This window comes from Pseudarthrobacter sp. Hb11 (assembly GCF_059383655.1).
The window spans coordinates 179785-197337 of sequence record NZ_JBWZCM010000002.1 but is presented as its reverse complement, the minus strand read 5'-3'; the positions used below and the strand labels follow the sequence as shown (position 1 = coordinate 197337).

Genomic DNA, 17553 nt, shown 5'->3' with positions numbered 1-17553 from the left:
ACTTCACAATCTACCTGCAGCCTTGAGCCTGATGTACATGTCAGCCAGTTGGGGCGGCAGTTCCTGCGGCTCGGCGTCTACCACTTCCACGCCGTGGTGCCGGAGCTCGGCAGTCACCGCCGCGCGCTGCAGAAGGGCGCGTTCGGCGGCGGCGGCGCGGAACACACCTGCAGCGCTGTCGCGCTCCCGCAGCATCAGCCCGAGCTGGGGGTCACGGACTGCTGCGACCACCACGACGTGCTGACGGGCCAGTTGCACCGCGGTGGGGATGAGGCCTTCCTCCGGCGCACCGCCCTCCAAAGAGGTCAACAGCACCACCAGCGACCGGTGCACGGATACGGCGCGGACCTGCCCCGGGATCGCTGACCAGTCCAGTTCGATGAGTTCCGCCTCCAGCGGGGCCATCGCCTGGACCAGCCGGCCGAGGAGGTTACCCTGGCCGGCAGATCCAGCCCTGGCCCGGGTCCGGCGGTCAAAGGCCAGAAAGTCCACACGGTCGCCGCCCCTTTCCGCGAGGACTCCCAGCAGGAGGGCTGCTTCCATGCCGGTGTCCAGGCGGGGCTCATCGTCGATCCTTGCGGCCGACGTCCTGGATGTATCCAGAACCATTACGACCCGCCGGTCGCGTTCCGGCCGCCAGGTACGCACCACTACCGCAGTCCGGCGTGCCGTTGCCCGCCAGTCGATGGACCGGACGTCGTCACCCCGGACGTAATCCCGCAGGGAATCGAATTCAGTGCCGGCGCCCCTGATCTGGACGGCGGCCTTACCGTCGAGTTCGCGCAGCTTACGCAGTTTGGACGGCAGGTGCCGCCGGGAATGAAAAGGGGGCAGGACCCGCAGTAACCCGGGGCAGTCGATAGTCCGCTGGCGGGCGGCCAGCAGCATCGGGCCGAAGGAGCGGACGGTGACGTGCGGGGCCTTGAGGTCGCCGCGGCGGACGGGCTTCAGCCGCACCGTGGTCCGCCGGCCTTCGCCGGCCGGCACGTTGATGTCCTGAAGGGCTTTTTGTGCCCCGGCGGAAGGCTGCCAGGCGTCCCGCAACGTCCCGCGCAACCGGCGCCGTCCGCTATTGCGGACAGCAAGCACGGACTCGGCCGTCCCATGCAGCGTCACGTTCCCGGGTTCCCGGCGCACAACCTGGACCTGGCGGAGCGAGCCGGCCAGGACCAGGTCCACGGCTGCCAGGGCCAGCAGACAGCCGGCCACTACAAGGACCGTTCCCCAACCGGGCAGCAGCAGGACCGGCAAAAGGCCCAGCAGCACCAAGAGCACAAACCGCCCGGAAATGGCCATCAGCGCGGTACGGGTACGGATGCGAGGATGCTGGCCAGAACGTCGTCCACGCGGACCCCGTCCATCTGGGCTTCAGGCTGCAGTGCCACCCGGTGCCGAAGGCAGGGCAAGGCCAGCGCCTTGACGTCGTCCGGGGTGACGAAACCCCGTCCCGACAACCATGCCCAGGACCGGGACGTGTTCAGCAGCGCCGTTGCACCGCGGGGTGAGACGCCCAACTGGAACGACGGCGCCGAGCGGGTGGCCCGCACCAGGTCCACGATGTAGCCAATGATTTCGGGCTCCACAGCAACGGTCGCCACCGCCTGCCGGGCCCGCTCCAGGTCGGCGGCACCTGCCACTGCCCTGACGCCGGCGGCTGCAAGGTCACGGGGATCGAAGCCGGCGGCGTGCCGCCTGATGACCTCGATCTCATCGCGGCGCTCCGGCAGCGGCATGGTGAGCTTGAGCAGGAACCGGTCCAACTGGGCTTCGGGGAGGGGATAGGTGCCTTCGTACTCCACCGGGTTCTGGGTGGCGGCAACGAGGAACGGTGAGGGCAGCGGGCGGGAAACCCCGTCCACGGAGACCTGCCGCTCCTCCATTGCTTCGAGCAGCGACGCCTGGGTCTTGGGCGGGGTCCGGTTAATTTCGTCTGCAAGCATCAGGTTGGTGAACACCGGCCCTTCCCGGAACGAGAATTCGGAACTGTGTGAGTCATACACGAGGGACCCGGTGACGTCACCCGGCATCAGGTCCGGGGTGAACTGCACGCGTTTGGTGTCAAGGCTCAGGGCTGCGGACAACGCCCGCACCAACAGGGTCTTGGCCACACCCGGTACTCCTTCCAGCAGCACATGCCCCTGGGAGAGCAGGGCAATCAGCAAGCCGGTGACGGTGGCATCCTGCCCCACCACAGCCTTTGCCACCTCATGGCGCACGTCCAGCAGCGCCTGCCGGGCCGAATCATGGGTGTTGTCAAGGACCCGGGGGCCGCTGCCTTGTTCGCTCATCGGCTGTTGACCACTTTCTCTAGGGTGTCCAGTTCCTGCGACCAGGCCACAAGCCGTGCCTCATTGCGTGGACGTTCGTTGAGGAGTTGTTTGATGTCGTGGGGCGGCCGGTCCAGGAAGCGGGCCGCAGCTTCGGCCGTGCCGTCCGCGGTGGCCCCCGGCCCCAGCCGCAGCTTCCTTGCAAGCCTCACCAGTGTTCCGGCCCGTAAGTTGTCCCGTGCCTGGTCGATGGCGTGCGAGTCGTGATAAAGCCGTGCCCTTCCCTCAGCCGTCTCCGAGGCCTTCACCACCACGGGCAGTGGTTCGAAAACCAGCGGCCCGTGGCGCCGGCCCCGCCACAGGATCGCGGCCAGGGCCACCAGAGCGAGCCACAGGCCAAGGAAACGAGCCCAGTCCGGTGCAAGTTCATCGAGCGTTTGCGAGGAGCCGGAAGTATCCAGGTCTGCCACGGACGGCAGGTACCAGACCAGGTCCGGCGAGTTGCCCAGCATCCTGATCGCGAGGGCGGCGTTGCCCAGTTCGTCGAGCCGTGCGTTGCTGAGGATGGCGGTGCTGCCCAGGACCGAAACGTGCCCGTCCCCGCCGACGGCAAGCAGCCCGGCGGTGGACGCCGTCGGCCGGTAGCAGGACGTCCCGCCGTCGTACACGAAGCCTGACTCGCCGGAGACGGCGCCGGCTGCTTGCGCATCCGGAAGCGAACAGCCGGGCTCCAGCACCGGCGATGCCTCGGGAACTACACCTGCCTGGCTGATTCCGCTGTCCAGTGCGGCAAGTGTCTGCAGCCGGGGCGATACAACCACCACCCGCTCCGCCGCACGGGACAACTCCCTCAGCCGGGACTCATCCAGGAACCCGTTCGGGTCGTGCAGCAGAAGGGTGGGGGAGTCACTGTTTTCCAAGGCCGTCGTGGCGTCTTTGTACGTGTTGGAGTCGCGGACGTTCACCCCGTGACGGCCCAGAATCTGGCTGACTGCCTGTGCCCCGTTGGGTCCCGGATTGTGGACGGACAGGGAAACACCGTCTCCCCTGGGCGCCAACTGTCCCCAGACAACCAGTCCCAGCGCCGCGGCCACCACAACGGCCACGGCCGCGAGCGCCCGGTGCCGGTGGAGCCAACGGAGCGGATTCCTGCTGGGAACCTTGGTTTCCGGGCTGTGGCTTTCCTTGTCAGTGACTTCGGAAGCCGTTCCGGTCATGGCAGCACCGCCGGATCCTGCCCCACGGAGTCATCCTGCGGCCCGAAGCTTTTAGCGGGCCTGCTTGCCTCGAGGTCCTGGTCGAGGGCCGCTATGGCCTGGTAATCAAAGCTGCCTGCCATCCAGTTTCCGTAGCGGACTGCGTCGAAGGTCCTGGCGGCCTGGTCCAGGCGCGCCGCCTCGGCCGGGAACGGGATGGACAGGGCGAGGACCACTTCGTCCGCCGTCCGGCCCGGCTGTGGATCCAGGACTGTACGGTCTTCCGCGGACCGGACCAGCGCGCGGAAACGGTTGACGACGGCGTCCGCCCACTTGCCTGCCGCAGCCGAAGCTTCCGCGCGCTGCCGGTAGTCAGAAGCTGTCAGTTCGCTGTCCGGTTCGAAGACTTCCTTGTTCTGCCGGGCCTTCGGGTTCAGGCGGGGCCGGGCCAGGATCACGGCGATGGCGATGACCACGGCGATGACGATGCCGATGACAGGGCTCGGTACCGGGCCCGCTTCGCCGGATGGCCCGTCCAGGGACAGCAGCCAGTCCAGGAAACTGCGCCACAGCGATTCAAGCCAGCTTGGCTCGGCATCCAGGTATTCGGATTTAGCCAGTTCCTCGGCTGCCCATCGCCGGGCTTCCTCGGCCCCCGGGAGCACGGGAGGTTCAGCGGCCATTCGGCCATGCTCCGCCGGGGCCGTTCCCGGAATATGGGCCCGGCCCGGCGGCAGTCATCCCACGTCCCGGAATGCCTTCAGGGTCTGCGCCCGTTTCCAGCAGCCGGAGCAGGGCGATGTCCAGTCCGTCCTTCCGCATCCGAAGATCCATGTAGATCAACGCCATCACAGAGGTTTGGAAGGCGTAGCCTACGGCGCCGACCAGGGCGCCCAGGACGGCAGTGGCAACCCCCACCGCAACCGCAAGGCCGATCGCCTGTTCGGTACCGCCGTGCGGGGAGATGGTTCCGCCAAGGAAGGTGGGCAGCAGGCTCACCGGGATCATGACCACCTGCCCGATAACGCCCACCATGATGCTCACTACCAGAGTGATCCCGAAAATCCGCCACCAGTTGGCCCGGGTTAGTGACCAGGAACGGCGCAGGCCGTCAAGTGCGCCCAGTTCCTCGATGACGACGGCGGCAGGGGCCACGATCAGCTTGGTATAGATCCACACGAACAGGGCGATAAAAGCCGGCACCAGGGGAATGAGCAGGAGGGCACCGGTGCCCTCCATGCCGGCGACCAGCGCCACGGCGATCCCGGCCAGTACCAGGAACGCGAGTAGGCCCGCCGCCATTATCAGCGCTGCGAGGCGGGCCAGCGCCCAGGCACGCGAACGGGCCAGGCGCCACATCTGCCTGAACCCCGTGGGGCGGTTAAGGATGGACCGTGCCACCGGCACCACCATCGCGCCCTGGAGCACGGCCGAGATAAAGAGCGTCAGGATAACCACCACCAGGATGGCAGCCAGAAACCCCATGCCGAGCGAGGCAAGGTCGGCTGGGCTGGCGGTTTCCACCCATGCTTCAAAGGAGCCCACCGAAGTGGCGGTCACGGCAGTGATGACCGCTGCGAGGATTGCTGCAAGCGATTGGGCGAGGACGGCGGCACCCAGCATGGCTCTTGCGTTCCGCCGGATTGTCTGGAAGGAACCGTCCAGGATCTCACCGAACATCAGGGGGCGCAGCGGAACGATCCCCGGTTTGGGCGGGGCCACGTAGCGGGGCTGGTTGTAAGGCGGCTGGCCGTACGATGGCTGGCCGTAGGGTGAGCCCTGGTAAGGGGGCTGGGGTCCGCCCCACTGCTGCTGCCCTGGCTGGGACGCGGGCGGCACGCCCCACCCTGGCTGGTTACCCGCTCCAGGCCGCACGCCCCATGCGGGCGGCGCACCCCACCCGGGCTGGCCGTTGGGGGGCGCGGGCGGAAAGTTCGGGCCAAAGCCCGGCCCGCCGTCGTTGTGCGCACGGCGTTGGGCGTCCCGGCCGCCGTCGATGCCCGGGTTCTTGCTGCGGTCGCCGCCGTCCTCTGCAGGCCGGTCCCCGCCCTCAGGCTGCTGCGCGTCAGGATCCTGTTGTGACACCCGTGTTCCTTCCCCCTGTCCAGTGCCTCGGCTGCCGGCGCCCGGGCCGCAGCGTACGGTGGGCACCGGGGGATGCCCGGCATGGTCCCAGCCTATAGTTCGGCAAGCAGGCCACCTAGCGCTACGCCATGCCGCAACGCCCTGAACAGGACAAAGCCTGCCTGATAAGGGAATATATAACTATGAAGGCACGCATCCTGGTGGTAGACGATGACGAAGCGCTGGCCGAAATGATCGGGATTGTTCTTCGCAATGACGGCTTCGAGCCGGTCTTCTGCGCAGACGGCGCCAAGGCGCTTGACGTTTTCCGCTCATCCCGGCCGGACCTTGTGCTGTTGGACCTTATGCTTCCCGGCGTGGACGGCATCGAGGTCTGCCGGCAGATCCGCGGGGAGTCGGACGTGCCCATCGTGATGCTCACCGCCAAGGCGGACACGTCCGACGTCGTCCGCGGCCTGGAATCCGGTGCCGACGACTACGTGCCCAAGCCGTTCAAACCGGCCGAACTCGTGGCCCGCGTCCGCGCGCGGCTTCGGCCCGGCGACCAGAAAGCACCGGAAACCCTGCGCATCGCCGACATCACCATCGACGTCGCCGGGCACACCGTGAGCCGGGGCAGCGAGCGGATCTCCCTCACGCCCCTGGAGTTCGACCTCCTGGTGGCCCTTGCCCGCAAACCATGGCAGGTATTCACCCGTGAACTGCTGCTCGAGCAGGTCTGGGGTTACCGGCACGCCGCCGACACTCGGCTGGTCAATGTCCATGTCCAGCGCCTCCGGTCCAAAATCGAGCAGGATCCGGAAGCTCCGGAAGTTGTGTTAACGGTGCGTGGTGTCGGCTACAAAGCAGGGGCCTGACCCCGAGGTTCCTCAGAGGGGAACTGCCAACGCGCCCGCTGCGGGAAGTTCTCCGGAACCCCACGGCGGGCCTGACCGGCCTGAGCCCGGCAAGTCCCCGGAGCACACCGACGCCGTAACAGCCCGCCTCCAGAGGCTGTCCTTCCGCGCCCGGATCTGGCAACGCCGCGCCCTGATCGTCACCCTCCGCGTTGCCCGCCTGGTCCGAACAGGGTTCCGGCGGTTCCTTCCGGCGCTGCGCTACATAGGGCAGGCCTTGCACCAGCGGTGGCGCCGCTCGCTGCAGTTCCGCACCGTTCTCACCACGCTGCTCCTGGCCGTCACTTCGTTTGCAGTAGTGGGCGCGTACCTGTCCAACCAGATCGCCAACAACCTCTTCCAGGAGCGGCTGACCCAGGCCGAGTCGGAGACCCGGTACAACGTCAAGCAGGTCCAGGACACGTTCGACGGCGCCCAGGTCACCGATCAGTCCAGCGTCATCACCCTGGTGTACGACACGCTCAACGCCGTGGAGGGCCGCGGTTCGGTGATCCAGCGGAGGTATGTCTTCGAAGCCATGCCCGAACAGACCAAGCCGCGCAACCGGTGGGTGGAGTCGCGGGCTTCGGACCAGCTGACGGTCAGCGTCATCCCGCCGGAACTGCGCAAATCCGTGCAGGAGTCCGGGAAGGACCAATACTGGGCATCCACCGTTATCCCGGTTGGAACTGAGGACCGTCCGGGCATTGCGGTGGGCAACAAGGTGACCTTCAACGGCACCGTGTATGAGCTGTACCTGATTTACGATCTCAACACGGCGCAGCAAACCCTCGACGAGATCCAGAGGGTGCTGTGGGCCGGCGGCGCCGTGCTGGTCCTGATGATCGGTGCCATCGCCTGGTACGTCACCCGCAACGTCGTCAGCCCCGTCAGCCACGCCGCGATGGTGTCGGAAAAGCTGGCGGCGGGACAGTTGCAGGAGCGGATGGTGGTCCGCGGTGAAGACGAGGTGGCCCGCCTGGGCGCCTCCTTCAACCACATGGCTGCCAGCCTCCAGGAGCAGATCACCCAACTGGCCACGCTGTCCCAGATGCAGCAGCGCTTTGTGTCCGATGTGTCCCACGAACTGCGGACCCCCCTGACCACCGTCCGGATGGCCGCGGAAGTGCTCTACGACGCCCGGGAAGATTTCGATCCCATCAACAAACGCTCCGCGGAACTCCTGTACAACCAAGTGGAGCGGTTCCAGTCCCTGCTCTCGGACCTGCTGGAGATTTCCCGCTTCGACGCCGGCGTGGCCATGCTTGACGCCGAGCCCGAGGACATCCTGCAGGTGGTGGCCCACGTCATTGAAGGCGCTGCGCCCGTCGCGGCTGAATATGGTTCCGAAATCATTCTCAGTGCCCCCGCCGGCGCCGTCATCGCGGAAATGGACGCCCGCAGGATCGACCGGATCCTGCGGAACCTCATCCTCAATGCTGTGGAACACGGCGAAGGGAAACCGGTGAGGGTTACCGTGGCCGCGAGCCAGACCGCCGTCGGGATAGCCGTCCGGGACTATGGCATCGGCATGGCACCGGCGGAAGCCGCCCGCGTCTTTGACAGGTTCTGGCGCGCAGACCCTGCCCGCGCCCGCACCACCGGAGGCAGCGGCCTGGGCTTGTCCATCGCAATGGAGGACACCAAGCTCCACAACGGCTGGCTGCAGGCGTGGGGGAAGAAGGGCAGCGGCGCGAACTTCCGGCTGACCCTGCCCCTCCGCCAGGGCGAGGAGATCGATAAGTCGCCGGTCCAGCTGGAACCGGGGGACATCACCATCCCCGGCGAAATGGACAACCGTAACATGCTGGTGCTGGAAGCCGGCGGAGCGCCGCTGGCTCCGGCGTCGACGTCGAAGGAGACTACATGACGGGCCATGCCCCGCGCCGGGCAAGACCCCTGACTTTACTGCTGGTCCTGCTGGTGGTCCTGCTGGCAGGCTGTGCCCGCATACCCACGTCCGGGCCGGTGGGCAAAAGCAGCGAGGGAAGCGCAGGCAACCTGAGCGCACCCGTGTTCCTGCCGGCGGCACCGCAGGCCGGCGCTTCGCCGGAAACCATCATCGACTACTTCTACCGGGCCGGCAGCGGTTATGAGGACGACTACGCTGTCGCCCGCCAGTACCTGACCCAGGCGTCGTCCGTATCCTGGAAGCCAGACCAGCGCGCCCTTGTTTACCGCGAAGCGCGCGTGGTGGCGGCAGAGGTCGAGAATGTCTATAACTACGAGCTCGACGTCGCCTATACGGTTGATGCCGACGGCATCGCTACCCAGTCACCCGAAGGGACCGTCGAGAAGATCCCGGTGACGGTCACGCAGGTGGACGGGGAATGGCGCATCTCCGCCCTTCCGGACGGCACAGCCATTGCCGAAGAGACGTTTAAGGTGATTTACGGCGCCTACCCCATCTACTTCTACGATCCGAGCTTCACGTACGCGGTGCCGGATGTCCGCTGGTTCATCAAAAACAAGACAGTCAAGGCGATGACCAGTGCGCTGCTTGCCGGGCCTGCCCCGTACCTGCGTGGTGCTGTGGTGAGTGCCTTTCCTTCGGGGATAAAGCTGGCCCGTGAGTCGGTGCCGGTCGTCTCGGGGGCGGCACAGGTGGACCTGACGGCCAAGGAACTTACCGAAACCTCTCCCGAAGACCGCCTGCGGATGCAGATGCAGCTGACGCTGACTTTCCGCAGCCAGCCGGACGTGGTCAACGTTGAGCTGCGCGCCAACCAGGACCTGGTCCGGGTGGAGGACAATGGTTCGGTCCTGCCGCCGGTGCTGGACAAGAGCGTGCCCCCGCGCCAGATTGCGGTCAGTGGCAACGAGCTGGTGCGCTACGAGAACAACAGGGTGTCACCGCTGCCGGATATGCAACCGGTGTCGTCGCTTAAACCGCGGTTCCCCGCAGAATCCCAGGTATCGCAGACCGCGGCCTTCCTTAACAACAGCCGCACCACCCTTTACAGCATCAATCCAGGCCAGCCGGCACGGGCACTCACCACACGGAGTACCCTGACCCGGCCCTCCTTCAGCCTGGATGACTGGGTGTGGTCGGCGGGACCGGGAGCTCAGGGGCGAACTGAGGTGGTTGCCTTCCGGCCCACCGACGTGCCCGAGGGAGCCAACGTACCGTCAGTAACCCTTGCGCCTGCCTGGCTGGCGGGGAAAACCGTCAAGGAATTTCGGATTTCACGCGAAGGAGTGCGTGCGCTGGTGATCTCTGAACAAAACGGGAAGACCCGCGTGCAGGTCACCGGCATTATCAGGGCCGGGGACGGAACACCCCGGGAGCTGACTCCGCCCGTCACCCTGGTTACCGACAGCGAACCCGACCAGGGCGTGTGGGTCAGCGACACGACCGTTGCCGTGATGAAGGGGGCCGCGGCGTCGAATGTTACGCCTGAGCTGCTCTCCCTCACTTCAGGCCAGCCCCAACAGCTGGCGCCGTGGCCAGGCCTGGTGTCACTCAGCGCCGGCAACGGCGCCGAGGAAATCTACGCGCAGTCTGCGGAGGGCGTTTTCCAGAGGCTTGGCAACGGCTGGTCCCCGCAGATCAAGGGTCCCATCGACCTGTCGTTCCCCGGCTGACGCCGTAAACAGGTGCGCCTTGCCCACCTGGCCATTGCCCACACAAAAGTTGTCCACATAGCGGGGAACGGCCTGCCCGTTGAGGAACTTCAGGCGGAAGCTTGTCCGGATGAGGAAAAGATTCGATGTAGCCGGAGCGGAGAGAAGGATACGGCTGGACCCGGACCTTCTACCAGCGGCGGAACGGTCCGGCACGCACCGCTCCGAGTACCAGAGCGTCCTCCTGCGCCTGGCGGACCAGGCAGCCGGAGCCGCGGCAGACCTCCTTGCGCTGGTTGTTCCGGTGGACTGCGTATGCTGCGGAGCCGAAGACCGGGCCCTCTGCATCCAGTGCGACCGCCACATCCGCCGCCTGACGCGCGACCCCTTCCGGGCCGAAAGCGGAGCACCTGCCCTGATGGACGTCGGCGGGGCCGTGCTGCTGCCCGTGGTGGCTGCCGGCGTCTACCGGGAGGAGCTCGCCCAGGCCCTTCTGTCCTTCAAACGGCACGGCCAGTATCAGCTCAGGAGCAGCCTGGGCCGGGCACTCGCCGGTGGTCTCCGTTCGGCATTACCGGGGACGGAGGCGAACTGCCTGGTTCCGGTGCCGAGCAGCAACGCGGCCTTCCTGAAGCGCGGATTCAGCCCGGTCCACCTGCTTTTGGGTGAAGTGTCACGTCAGTTGCCGGGTCCCGCTGTGCAGGACGTACTGGAAAAGACCGGCCCCTCCGGGCTGCAGCTGCCCGGAGGCCAAAAGGGCCTGGACCGTGGCGGCCGCGCCAAGCGCGTGCGGGGCTCCATGCGGGTCCGCAGGCGCGGACGAAACAAGGTGGCCGGACAACGCTGCATCATCGTCGACGACGTCCTCACCACCGGCGCGACACTTGCGGAGGCAGCCCGCGCACTGCACCTCGCTGGAGCCGTCGTGACCGGTGCTGTGGTCCTGGCAGCGACACGCCCGCCCGACTCTTCGGGCACCGGCGCCGCATCCGCGGAACCCCGGGGAATGGAGCATGACTTAGAAAAAAATAAACCAAGAAAGGATGAATAACATGTGGCTATGAACTAACGTCGGTGGTGGGTACCAAGAACAGAATGTACCTTTCGATGGCGGCTCGGAGAGGGGCTTGACTGTCAAACAGATCGGCCCAGGGAAGCGCTGCCGTCGTGTCACCGAAGTCATTTGGAGGGCACCATGGAGTTTATGATCAGCGGACGAAATCTGACAGTTTCAGACCGGTTCCGCGAATATGCCGGGGAGAAGATCTCGAAGATCGAGTCGCTGGGAGACAAAGTCCAGCGGGTTGATGCGAAAGTTTCCAAGGAGACCAGCTCGCGGCAGACCGGCGATCAGTTGACAGTCGAGGTGACAGTACTGGGCAGGGGACCGGTAATCCGTGCCGAAGCAAGCGCCGCTGACAAATTCGCCGCATTCGACCTCGCATACAACAAGCTGCTTGAGCGGCTCCGCCGGGCCAAGGACCGCAAGAAGGTCCATCACGGCAGGCACACGCCGAAAGCTGTCCGGGAAGCAACCGCCACGCTGGAGCCTGCCAGTACCCGCGAACCCCTCTATGTCGAGGCGAGCCACCGGAATGAAACCGCGGAGGCCCCCGCAGAGACGTCCCCCTACGATGTGGACAACGACATCCCGGCCGGCGATTCCCCGGTCCTGATCCGGCGAAAGGTCTTCCCGGCGGCGTCACTTTCCCTCGACGACGCCGTGGACAACATGGAACTTGTCGGCCACGACTTCTACCTGTTCGTGGATAAGGCTACGAATACGCCGTCCGTCGTTTACCGGCGCCGCGGCTGGACCTATGGGGTCATCACCCTTGACCATGAATGCGAACCGGGTGACACCGTGGTCGAAGAAAAAATCATTGCGTACCGTTCGGATGACGCAGCAGCAAACGCTTAGGTTGTGAACACCATCCACAGAGAGGACTGATGTGCCAGCGACGCTGAGCCTGGATCAGGCCCGGCGGATCGCTCTGGCGGCACAGGGACTCGACAAAGGACGGCCCACCGGCCCCGTGACATCACGGACGGTGGGCCGCACCTTTGCCCGGCTCCAGCTCGTCCAGATTGATTCCGTCAACGTTCTGGCCCGCAGTCATTTCCTCCCCTTCTTTTCCCGGTTGGGGAACTACGACCGCACCATCCTCCAGCGGATGTCCGGTAACCATCCGCGGCGCATGGTGGAGTACTGGGCGCACGAAGCCAGCTTTATCCGCCCTGAGCATTTTCCCGACCTCCGTCTCTGGCAGAAGAGGGCCTGGGTGGGCGCCGCCGGCATGGACCCGGGTGTGCGGGCCACCATCTCGGCCAGGATCCTGGAAACGCTCGCATCCTCACGCCCCATGACAGCTGCCGAAATAGCGTCGAGGATCGGTCACATCGAGGAAAAGCAGTCGGGCAACTGGGGCTGGAACTGGAGCGCCGTCAAGCGGGTCCTGGAGCACTTGTTTGAGGAGGGCTTGGTTTCGGCAGCTTCCCGGACCGAGCAGTTTGAGCGCAAGTACACGCTGGCCGCCAGGGTTCTGCCGGCCGTGCACCTTGCTGAGCCGGGTGAACCGGATCCCGCCCCTGCCCTGCACCGCCTTATCGATGCGGCTGCCCAGGCGCACGGCATCGGAACGGTGCGCTGCTTCGCTGACTACTTCCGCACGCCGGTCAAGGCCGCAGCTGCATCCGTGGAACGTCTGGTGGCTTGCGGCAGGCTGGAGCGCGTGACCGTCGCCGGCTGGAACCGTGAGGTGTTCCGCCACGTCGAGGCAACCCTTCCCCGGCGCGCGGCCGGCCGGGCCCTGCTGAGCCCGTTCGATTCCCTGGTCTTTGAACGTCGCCGACTGGAGGAACTTTTCGGCTTCCACTACCGGATTGAGATCTATACTCCGGAGCACAAGAGGCGCTACGGGTACTACGTCCTTCCTTTTCTCCTACGGGACCGGATTGTGGCGCGGGTGGACCTGAAGGCTGACCGCGCAGGTGGGAAACTGTTGGCCAAGTCCGCCTTCGCCGAGCCCGGCGCCCCGGCGGACACCGCCGTCGAACTCGCCGCGGAGCTTCGATTGATGGCAGATTGGCTGGGACTGCCGGACGTGGAGGTGGGTGACCGCGGCGATCTGGCGGCGAACCTCGGAAAGGCAGTGGCCGGCACTCAGCCCGTATCCGCTCTCAGGGAACAAACGAGCCGCGGGGCGGTGTCTCTCCCGTAGACTAAAAACGCCAGAATTCGGCGGCAAAGACTGGGAGCATCTTCACGTGGCATCACTCATCGAAAAACTTCTCCGCACCGGCGATAAAAAAACCCTCCGGCAACTGCGGAACTACGCCGACTCCATCAACGCCCTGGAAGATTCGTTCAAGACCTTCACGGACGCCGAACTCCGCGAAGAAACGGACCGGCTGCGTGAACGCCACCAGGACGGGGGGGAGAAGCTTGATGACCTGCTTCCCGAAGCCTTTGCCGCTGTCCGGGAAGCGTCCGCACGAACCTTGGGCATGCGCCACTTCGACGTCCAGCTGATGGGCGGGGCAGCACTGCATCTGGGGAACATCGCGGAAATGAAAACCGGTGAAGGCAAAACCCTGGTGGCAACTGCTCCTGCCTACCTGAATGCGCTCACCGGCAAAGGCGTCCACGTCATTACCGTCAATGACTACCTGGCCGAATACCAGTCCGACCTCATGGGCCGCGTCTACCGTTTCCTCGGCCTGACCAGCGGCTGCATCCTCGCCAACCAGGACCCGGCCGTTCGCCGTCATCAGTACGCCTCGGACATCACCTACGGCACAAACAACGAGTTCGGTTTCGACTACCTCCGCGACAACATGGCCTGGGACAAGTCCGAACTGGTCCAGCGCGGGCACAACTTCGCCATCGTTGACGAAGTGGACTCGATCCTCATCGATGAAGCCCGTACGCCGCTTATCATTTCCGGTCCCGCGCAGGGCGACACCAACCGCTGGTACAGCGAATTTGCCAAGGTGGTCCTGCGTCTCCAGCCGGAGAAGGACTACGAAGTCGACGAAAAGAAGCGCACCGTCGGTGTGCTGGAAAGCGGCATCGAAAAGGTTGAGGACTACCTCGGTATCCAGAACTTGTACGAATCGGCCAACACGCCGCTCATCGGGTTCCTGAACAACGCCATCAAGGCCAAGGAACTGTTCAAGCGGGACAAGGACTATGTCATCCTGGACGGCGAAGTCCTGATCGTTGACGAGCACACCGGCCGCATTCTTGCCGGCCGCCGCTACAACGAGGGCATGCACCAGGCCATCGAGGCCAAAGAAGGCGTGGAGATCAAGGCCGAGAACCAGACTCTGGCCACCGTGACGCTGCAGAACTACTTCCGTATGTACGGCAAACTTTCGGGCATGACCGGAACTGCCGAAACTGAGGCAGCCGAGTTCATGAGCACGTACAAGCTCGGTGTGGTTGCCATTCCCACCAACCGCGACATGCAGCGGCTCGACCAGTCGGACCTGGTCTTCAAGAACGAGACCGTGAAGTTCGACGCCGTCGTGAAGGACATCGCCGAACGGCACGAAAAGGGCCAACCGGTCCTGGTGGGCACCACGAGCGTGGAAAAAAGCGAATACCTGTCCCGGCTCCTTTCCAAGGAAGGAATCCGCCACGAAGTCCTGAACGCCAAGAACCACGCCCGGGAAGCAGCCATCGTGGCGCAGGCGGGCCGGAAGGGCGCCGTCACCGTGGCAACCAACATGGCAGGGCGCGGTACCGACATCATGCTCGGCGGCAATGCCGAGTTCACCGCCGTGGCCGAGCTCGCCAAGCGCGGGCTGGATCCGGAAGAGAACTCCGAGGAGTACGAGTCCGCCTGGCCGGCAGCCCTTGAAGCTGCCAAGCAGTCCGTCAAAGACGAACACGAGGAGGTCCTCAACCTGGGCGGCCTCTACGTGCTGGGCACTGAACGGCACGAGTCGCGCCGCATCGACAACCAGTTGCGCGGCCGTTCCGGCCGTCAGGGTGACCCCGGCGAATCCCGTTTCTACCTTTCGCTGACTGACGACCTGATGCGGCTCTTTAACTCCGGTGCAGCAGAGCGCTTGATGAACAGCTCGGTGCCGGACGACGTCGCGCTGGAATCCAAGCTCGTCTCCCGCGCCATCGCTTCCGCGCAGGGCCAGGTGGAGGGCCGCAACGCCGAACAGCGCAAGAACGTCCTGAAGTACGACGACGTCCTGAACCGCCAGCGCGAGGCCATCTATGGCGACCGGCGGCGGATCCTCGAAGGCGATGACCTGCACGAAAAGGTGCAGTTCTTCGTGGAGGACACGATCATCGCCCTCATTGATGCTGCGACAGCGGAGGGCAACGGCGACGACTGGGACTTCAACCAGCTCTGGACCAACCTCAAGACCCTGTACCCGGTCAGCGTCACGGCCGACGAGATCATCGAGGAAGCCGGCGGAAAGTCCAGGCTTACAGTTGAGTTCCTCAAGGAGGAGCTGCTGTCCGACGCCCGCCTGGTGTACCAGGCACGGGAAGAAGCCATCGGTTCTGAAAGCATGCGCGAGCTGGAGCGCCGCGTTGTCCTGTCGGTCATCGGCCGCAAATGGCAGGAGCACCTTTACGAGATGGACTACCTCAAGGAAGGGATCGGCCTGCGCGCGATGGCACAGCGTGATCCTCTCGTTGAGTACCAACGTGAGGGCTTCATCCTGTTCCAGGGCATGATGGAGGCCATCCGGGAGGAAAGCGTAGGATTCCTCTTCAACCTCGAAGTGGAAGTCACTCCTGCCCAGGACGTCGTTGTGGCGGACGATGAGGGTGAACACACCGAACACGTGGAGCCGCAGGTCCGGGCCGCCGGGCTGGAAGCGCCGGCTCAGCCTGCCCAGCTGCAGTACACCGCTCCCCGCGAAGATGGCGGCACGCAGACCCGGGTGGAAACCCGGTCCTCCGGCCGCTCAGGAAATCCTGCTAAAGCCGCGGGCCAGGACGCTGCCAGGCGGCAGGCTAAGAAGAAAAAGCGCTGACACGTTGGTTACGTGAAAGCTGATAGTCGAAGATAGGGCAGGGCCGGGGCATGATCCCCGGCCCTGCTGTCGTCCCGCTGCATCTGCCGGTGCCCGCTACTGCCAGGGCTCGTTGCTGCAAGTCCGTCAGCCAATAACAAGCTCAGTCACCCGCCACACCTGTTTGCCCCGCTCGAGCCGCACGGCCACAGCCCTGGCGCGAACATCGTCCACCACAACGGCACTGGCTTCGTAAACTCCGTCCGCTACTTCGCAAACGCGGACCGATCGAACAATGGAATTCCTGTGCAGCCGTGCCAGGGCCGGGTTGCCGGTACGGGTGATCTCGCGCCTGATCAGGCACGCGCGGTGCTGCAGCGCTGCCAGGCATTGTGGGTCAAGCCGACGTGCCAGCTGATGGACAGGGCGGATTCCTGCAAGCACTTCCATGGCTGCCTGGATGGTGCCGCGGGTGACCGCCCGTACCTCCGATAACGAGTCGACCGGACGTAGAGCCGGAGCCGTACCAGTCTGTGCTGGAGGGAAGTCCTGGCGGGAGGCTGCGGTGGAACGCGCCTGGGGGTGGGGCTGCCCTCGCTTCCGGGTGCTTGGAGGGTTCGAATTGGTGTGGCTGCGGTCATTGCTTTCCCCTTTGGTTAGTGGCTTGAGTTATCGCTCGAATGGTTGAAGCCCCGCCGTGCCTATGCTGCGGAGGGCGGCTGAAGTATTTGTCCCGGTAGCAGCACGTCCGGATTCTGGCCGATGAGCGCCCGGTTGACCTCGTACCACCGCGGCCATTGCATCGCGATCTCCACGTCCGAGGCCCCTGGACCCATAGCGTGGGCGGCAACGTCCCAAAGTGTGTCTCCGGCCAGGACGGTCACGGCGCCGGCGCCGCTTTCCGTGTCGTCGTCGGCGCGTGCTGCAGGAGGCGCCAGCAGTCCAGGGCTTGGGACCGGGGCAGCCGGCTGCCAACCCGGGTTGATCTCTCTTAAAGCCGTGCGGGCTTTTGCTGTTGCCTCGACCGCCGGCTCCAATGCCTGGTTGACGTGGCTCCCGGGACTCGCGGGAGCCGATGCTGCATGGTCCTGGGTGGGGGTCCATTCCGGTCCGGACAGCATCGGGTGCGCATTCGCGGCCGGACCGGATACGAGCTGAACCGAAAGTGCAGCAAGCACCAGCCGCTGCATGAGGGCGGGCGAGAGTTTCCGGGTTAGTGCCGCCGCACGGGTCTTGCCGTTTCGATCAAGGAGAGTGGTGGCGCCAGCGAAGAGCAATGCAAGAAACCACCAGCCCACCAATCCAGCTCCGGCGGCTGCCGCGGCTGCCCCCAGGAGGTGCTCCGCCTGAAGTCCCTGGTGCCGGGCGGAGGATTGCTGCCATTGCTCCAGAATCCCGGAACCGACCGCATAAAGCAGGACACCCAAGAGCAATATGGCCGTCGCGCTTATAACATCGGTCCCTCGGCCAGGTTCTGCTGCTGCTTGAGTCATTACTTTTCCTTTTAATGCAGTTTGATGCGGTTTGACATCAGTAGGGACAGTTTGCCTTGCTTTTTCTTCCTTTGTCCAGACGTTG

At 65.1% G+C, this 17553-nt stretch carries 14 protein-coding genes; 7 read left to right on the top strand and 7 right to left on the bottom strand.

Annotated features, from left to right (window positions below; all coding sequences use genetic code 11):
• Positions 1–3: 3 nt before the first annotated feature.
• The 5 genes from AC50X7_RS04650 to AC50X7_RS04630 are packed head-to-tail and all read right to left on the bottom strand — an operon-like array spanning position 4 to position 5548.
• On the bottom strand, positions 4–1296 hold the full coding sequence (locus AC50X7_RS04650; protein WP_494977962.1) for a DUF58 domain-containing protein: 1293 nt from the start codon (positions 1294–1296) through the stop codon (positions 4–6).
• Positions 1296–2288 (bottom strand): AAA family ATPase, encoded by a 993-nt coding sequence (locus AC50X7_RS04645; protein ID WP_494977961.1) that lies wholly within the window; start codon positions 2286–2288, stop codon positions 1296–1298. The genes AC50X7_RS04650 and AC50X7_RS04645 overlap by 1 nt, the downstream gene beginning before the upstream one ends.
• The gene (locus tag AC50X7_RS04640) at positions 2285–3484 is read right to left on the bottom strand and encodes a DUF4350 domain-containing protein (protein WP_494977960.1); all 1200 of its coding nucleotides are present in this window, start codon (positions 3482–3484) and stop codon (positions 2285–2287) included. The genes AC50X7_RS04645 and AC50X7_RS04640 overlap by 4 nt, the downstream gene beginning before the upstream one ends.
• A complete protein-coding gene (locus AC50X7_RS04635) occupies positions 3481–4146 on the bottom strand; it encodes a DUF4129 domain-containing protein (RefSeq protein WP_494977959.1) in 666 nt (221 codons plus the stop codon). Before AC50X7_RS04635 ends, AC50X7_RS04640 begins: the two co-directional genes overlap by 4 nt.
• On the bottom strand, positions 4136–5548 hold the full coding sequence (locus tag AC50X7_RS04630; protein WP_494977958.1) for a proline-rich domain-containing protein: 1413 nt from the start codon (positions 5546–5548) through the stop codon (positions 4136–4138). Before AC50X7_RS04630 ends, AC50X7_RS04635 begins: the two co-directional genes overlap by 11 nt.
• Positions 5549–5730: 182 nt before the next feature.
• Between AC50X7_RS04630 and mtrA the strand changes: the two genes are divergently transcribed.
• The 7 genes from mtrA to secA all read left to right on the top strand — a co-directional run bounded on the left by mtrA (position 5731) and on the right by secA (position 15996).
• Entirely contained in the window at positions 5731–6405 is a 675-nt protein-coding gene (mtrA, locus tag AC50X7_RS04625; protein WP_307094517.1) for an MtrAB system response regulator MtrA, read from the top strand.
• A 136-nt stretch (positions 6406–6541) separates the two neighbouring features.
• The gene (mtrB, locus tag AC50X7_RS04620; RefSeq protein WP_307097810.1) at positions 6542–8293 is read left to right on the top strand and encodes an MtrAB system histidine kinase MtrB; all 1752 of its coding nucleotides are present in this window, start codon (positions 6542–6544) and stop codon (positions 8291–8293) included.
• Positions 8290–10008 carry an LpqB family beta-propeller domain-containing protein gene (locus tag AC50X7_RS04615; RefSeq protein ID WP_494977957.1) on the top strand — a complete coding sequence of 573 codons (1719 nt, stop codon included), beginning with the start codon at positions 8290–8292 and terminating at the stop codon, positions 10006–10008. The genes mtrB and AC50X7_RS04615 overlap by 4 nt, the downstream gene beginning before the upstream one ends.
• A gap of 109 nt (positions 10009–10117) precedes the next feature.
• Positions 10118–11038 carry a ComF family protein gene (locus AC50X7_RS04610; RefSeq protein ID WP_494977956.1) on the top strand — a complete coding sequence of 307 codons (921 nt, stop codon included), beginning with the start codon at positions 10118–10120 and terminating at the stop codon, positions 11036–11038.
• Positions 11039–11182: 144 nt separating this feature from the next.
• On the top strand, positions 11183–11908 hold the full coding sequence (gene hpf, locus AC50X7_RS04605; protein ID WP_494977955.1) for a ribosome hibernation-promoting factor, HPF/YfiA family: 726 nt from the start codon (positions 11183–11185) through the stop codon (positions 11906–11908).
• 31 nt (positions 11909–11939) lie between these two features.
• Positions 11940–13208 (top strand): winged helix-turn-helix domain-containing protein, encoded by a 1269-nt coding sequence (locus tag AC50X7_RS04600; protein ID WP_494977954.1) that lies wholly within the window; start codon positions 11940–11942, stop codon positions 13206–13208.
• Between the two features lie 46 nt (positions 13209–13254).
• Positions 13255–15996 (top strand): preprotein translocase subunit SecA, encoded by a 2742-nt coding sequence (gene secA / locus AC50X7_RS04595; RefSeq protein WP_494977953.1) that lies wholly within the window; start codon positions 13255–13257, stop codon positions 15994–15996.
• Positions 15997–16122: 126 nt separating this feature from the next.
• Here secA and AC50X7_RS04590 read toward each other — a convergent pair whose 3' ends face one another.
• Entirely contained in the window at positions 16123–16425 is a 303-nt protein-coding gene (locus AC50X7_RS04590; protein ID WP_494977952.1) for an Rv3235 family protein, read from the bottom strand.
• A gap of 251 nt (positions 16426–16676) precedes the next feature.
• Positions 16677–17468: a LysM peptidoglycan-binding domain-containing protein gene (locus tag AC50X7_RS04585; protein WP_494977951.1), complete on the bottom strand. Its 792-nt coding sequence runs from the start codon at positions 17466–17468 to the stop codon at positions 16677–16679.
• Positions 17469–17553 lie beyond the last annotated feature (85 nt).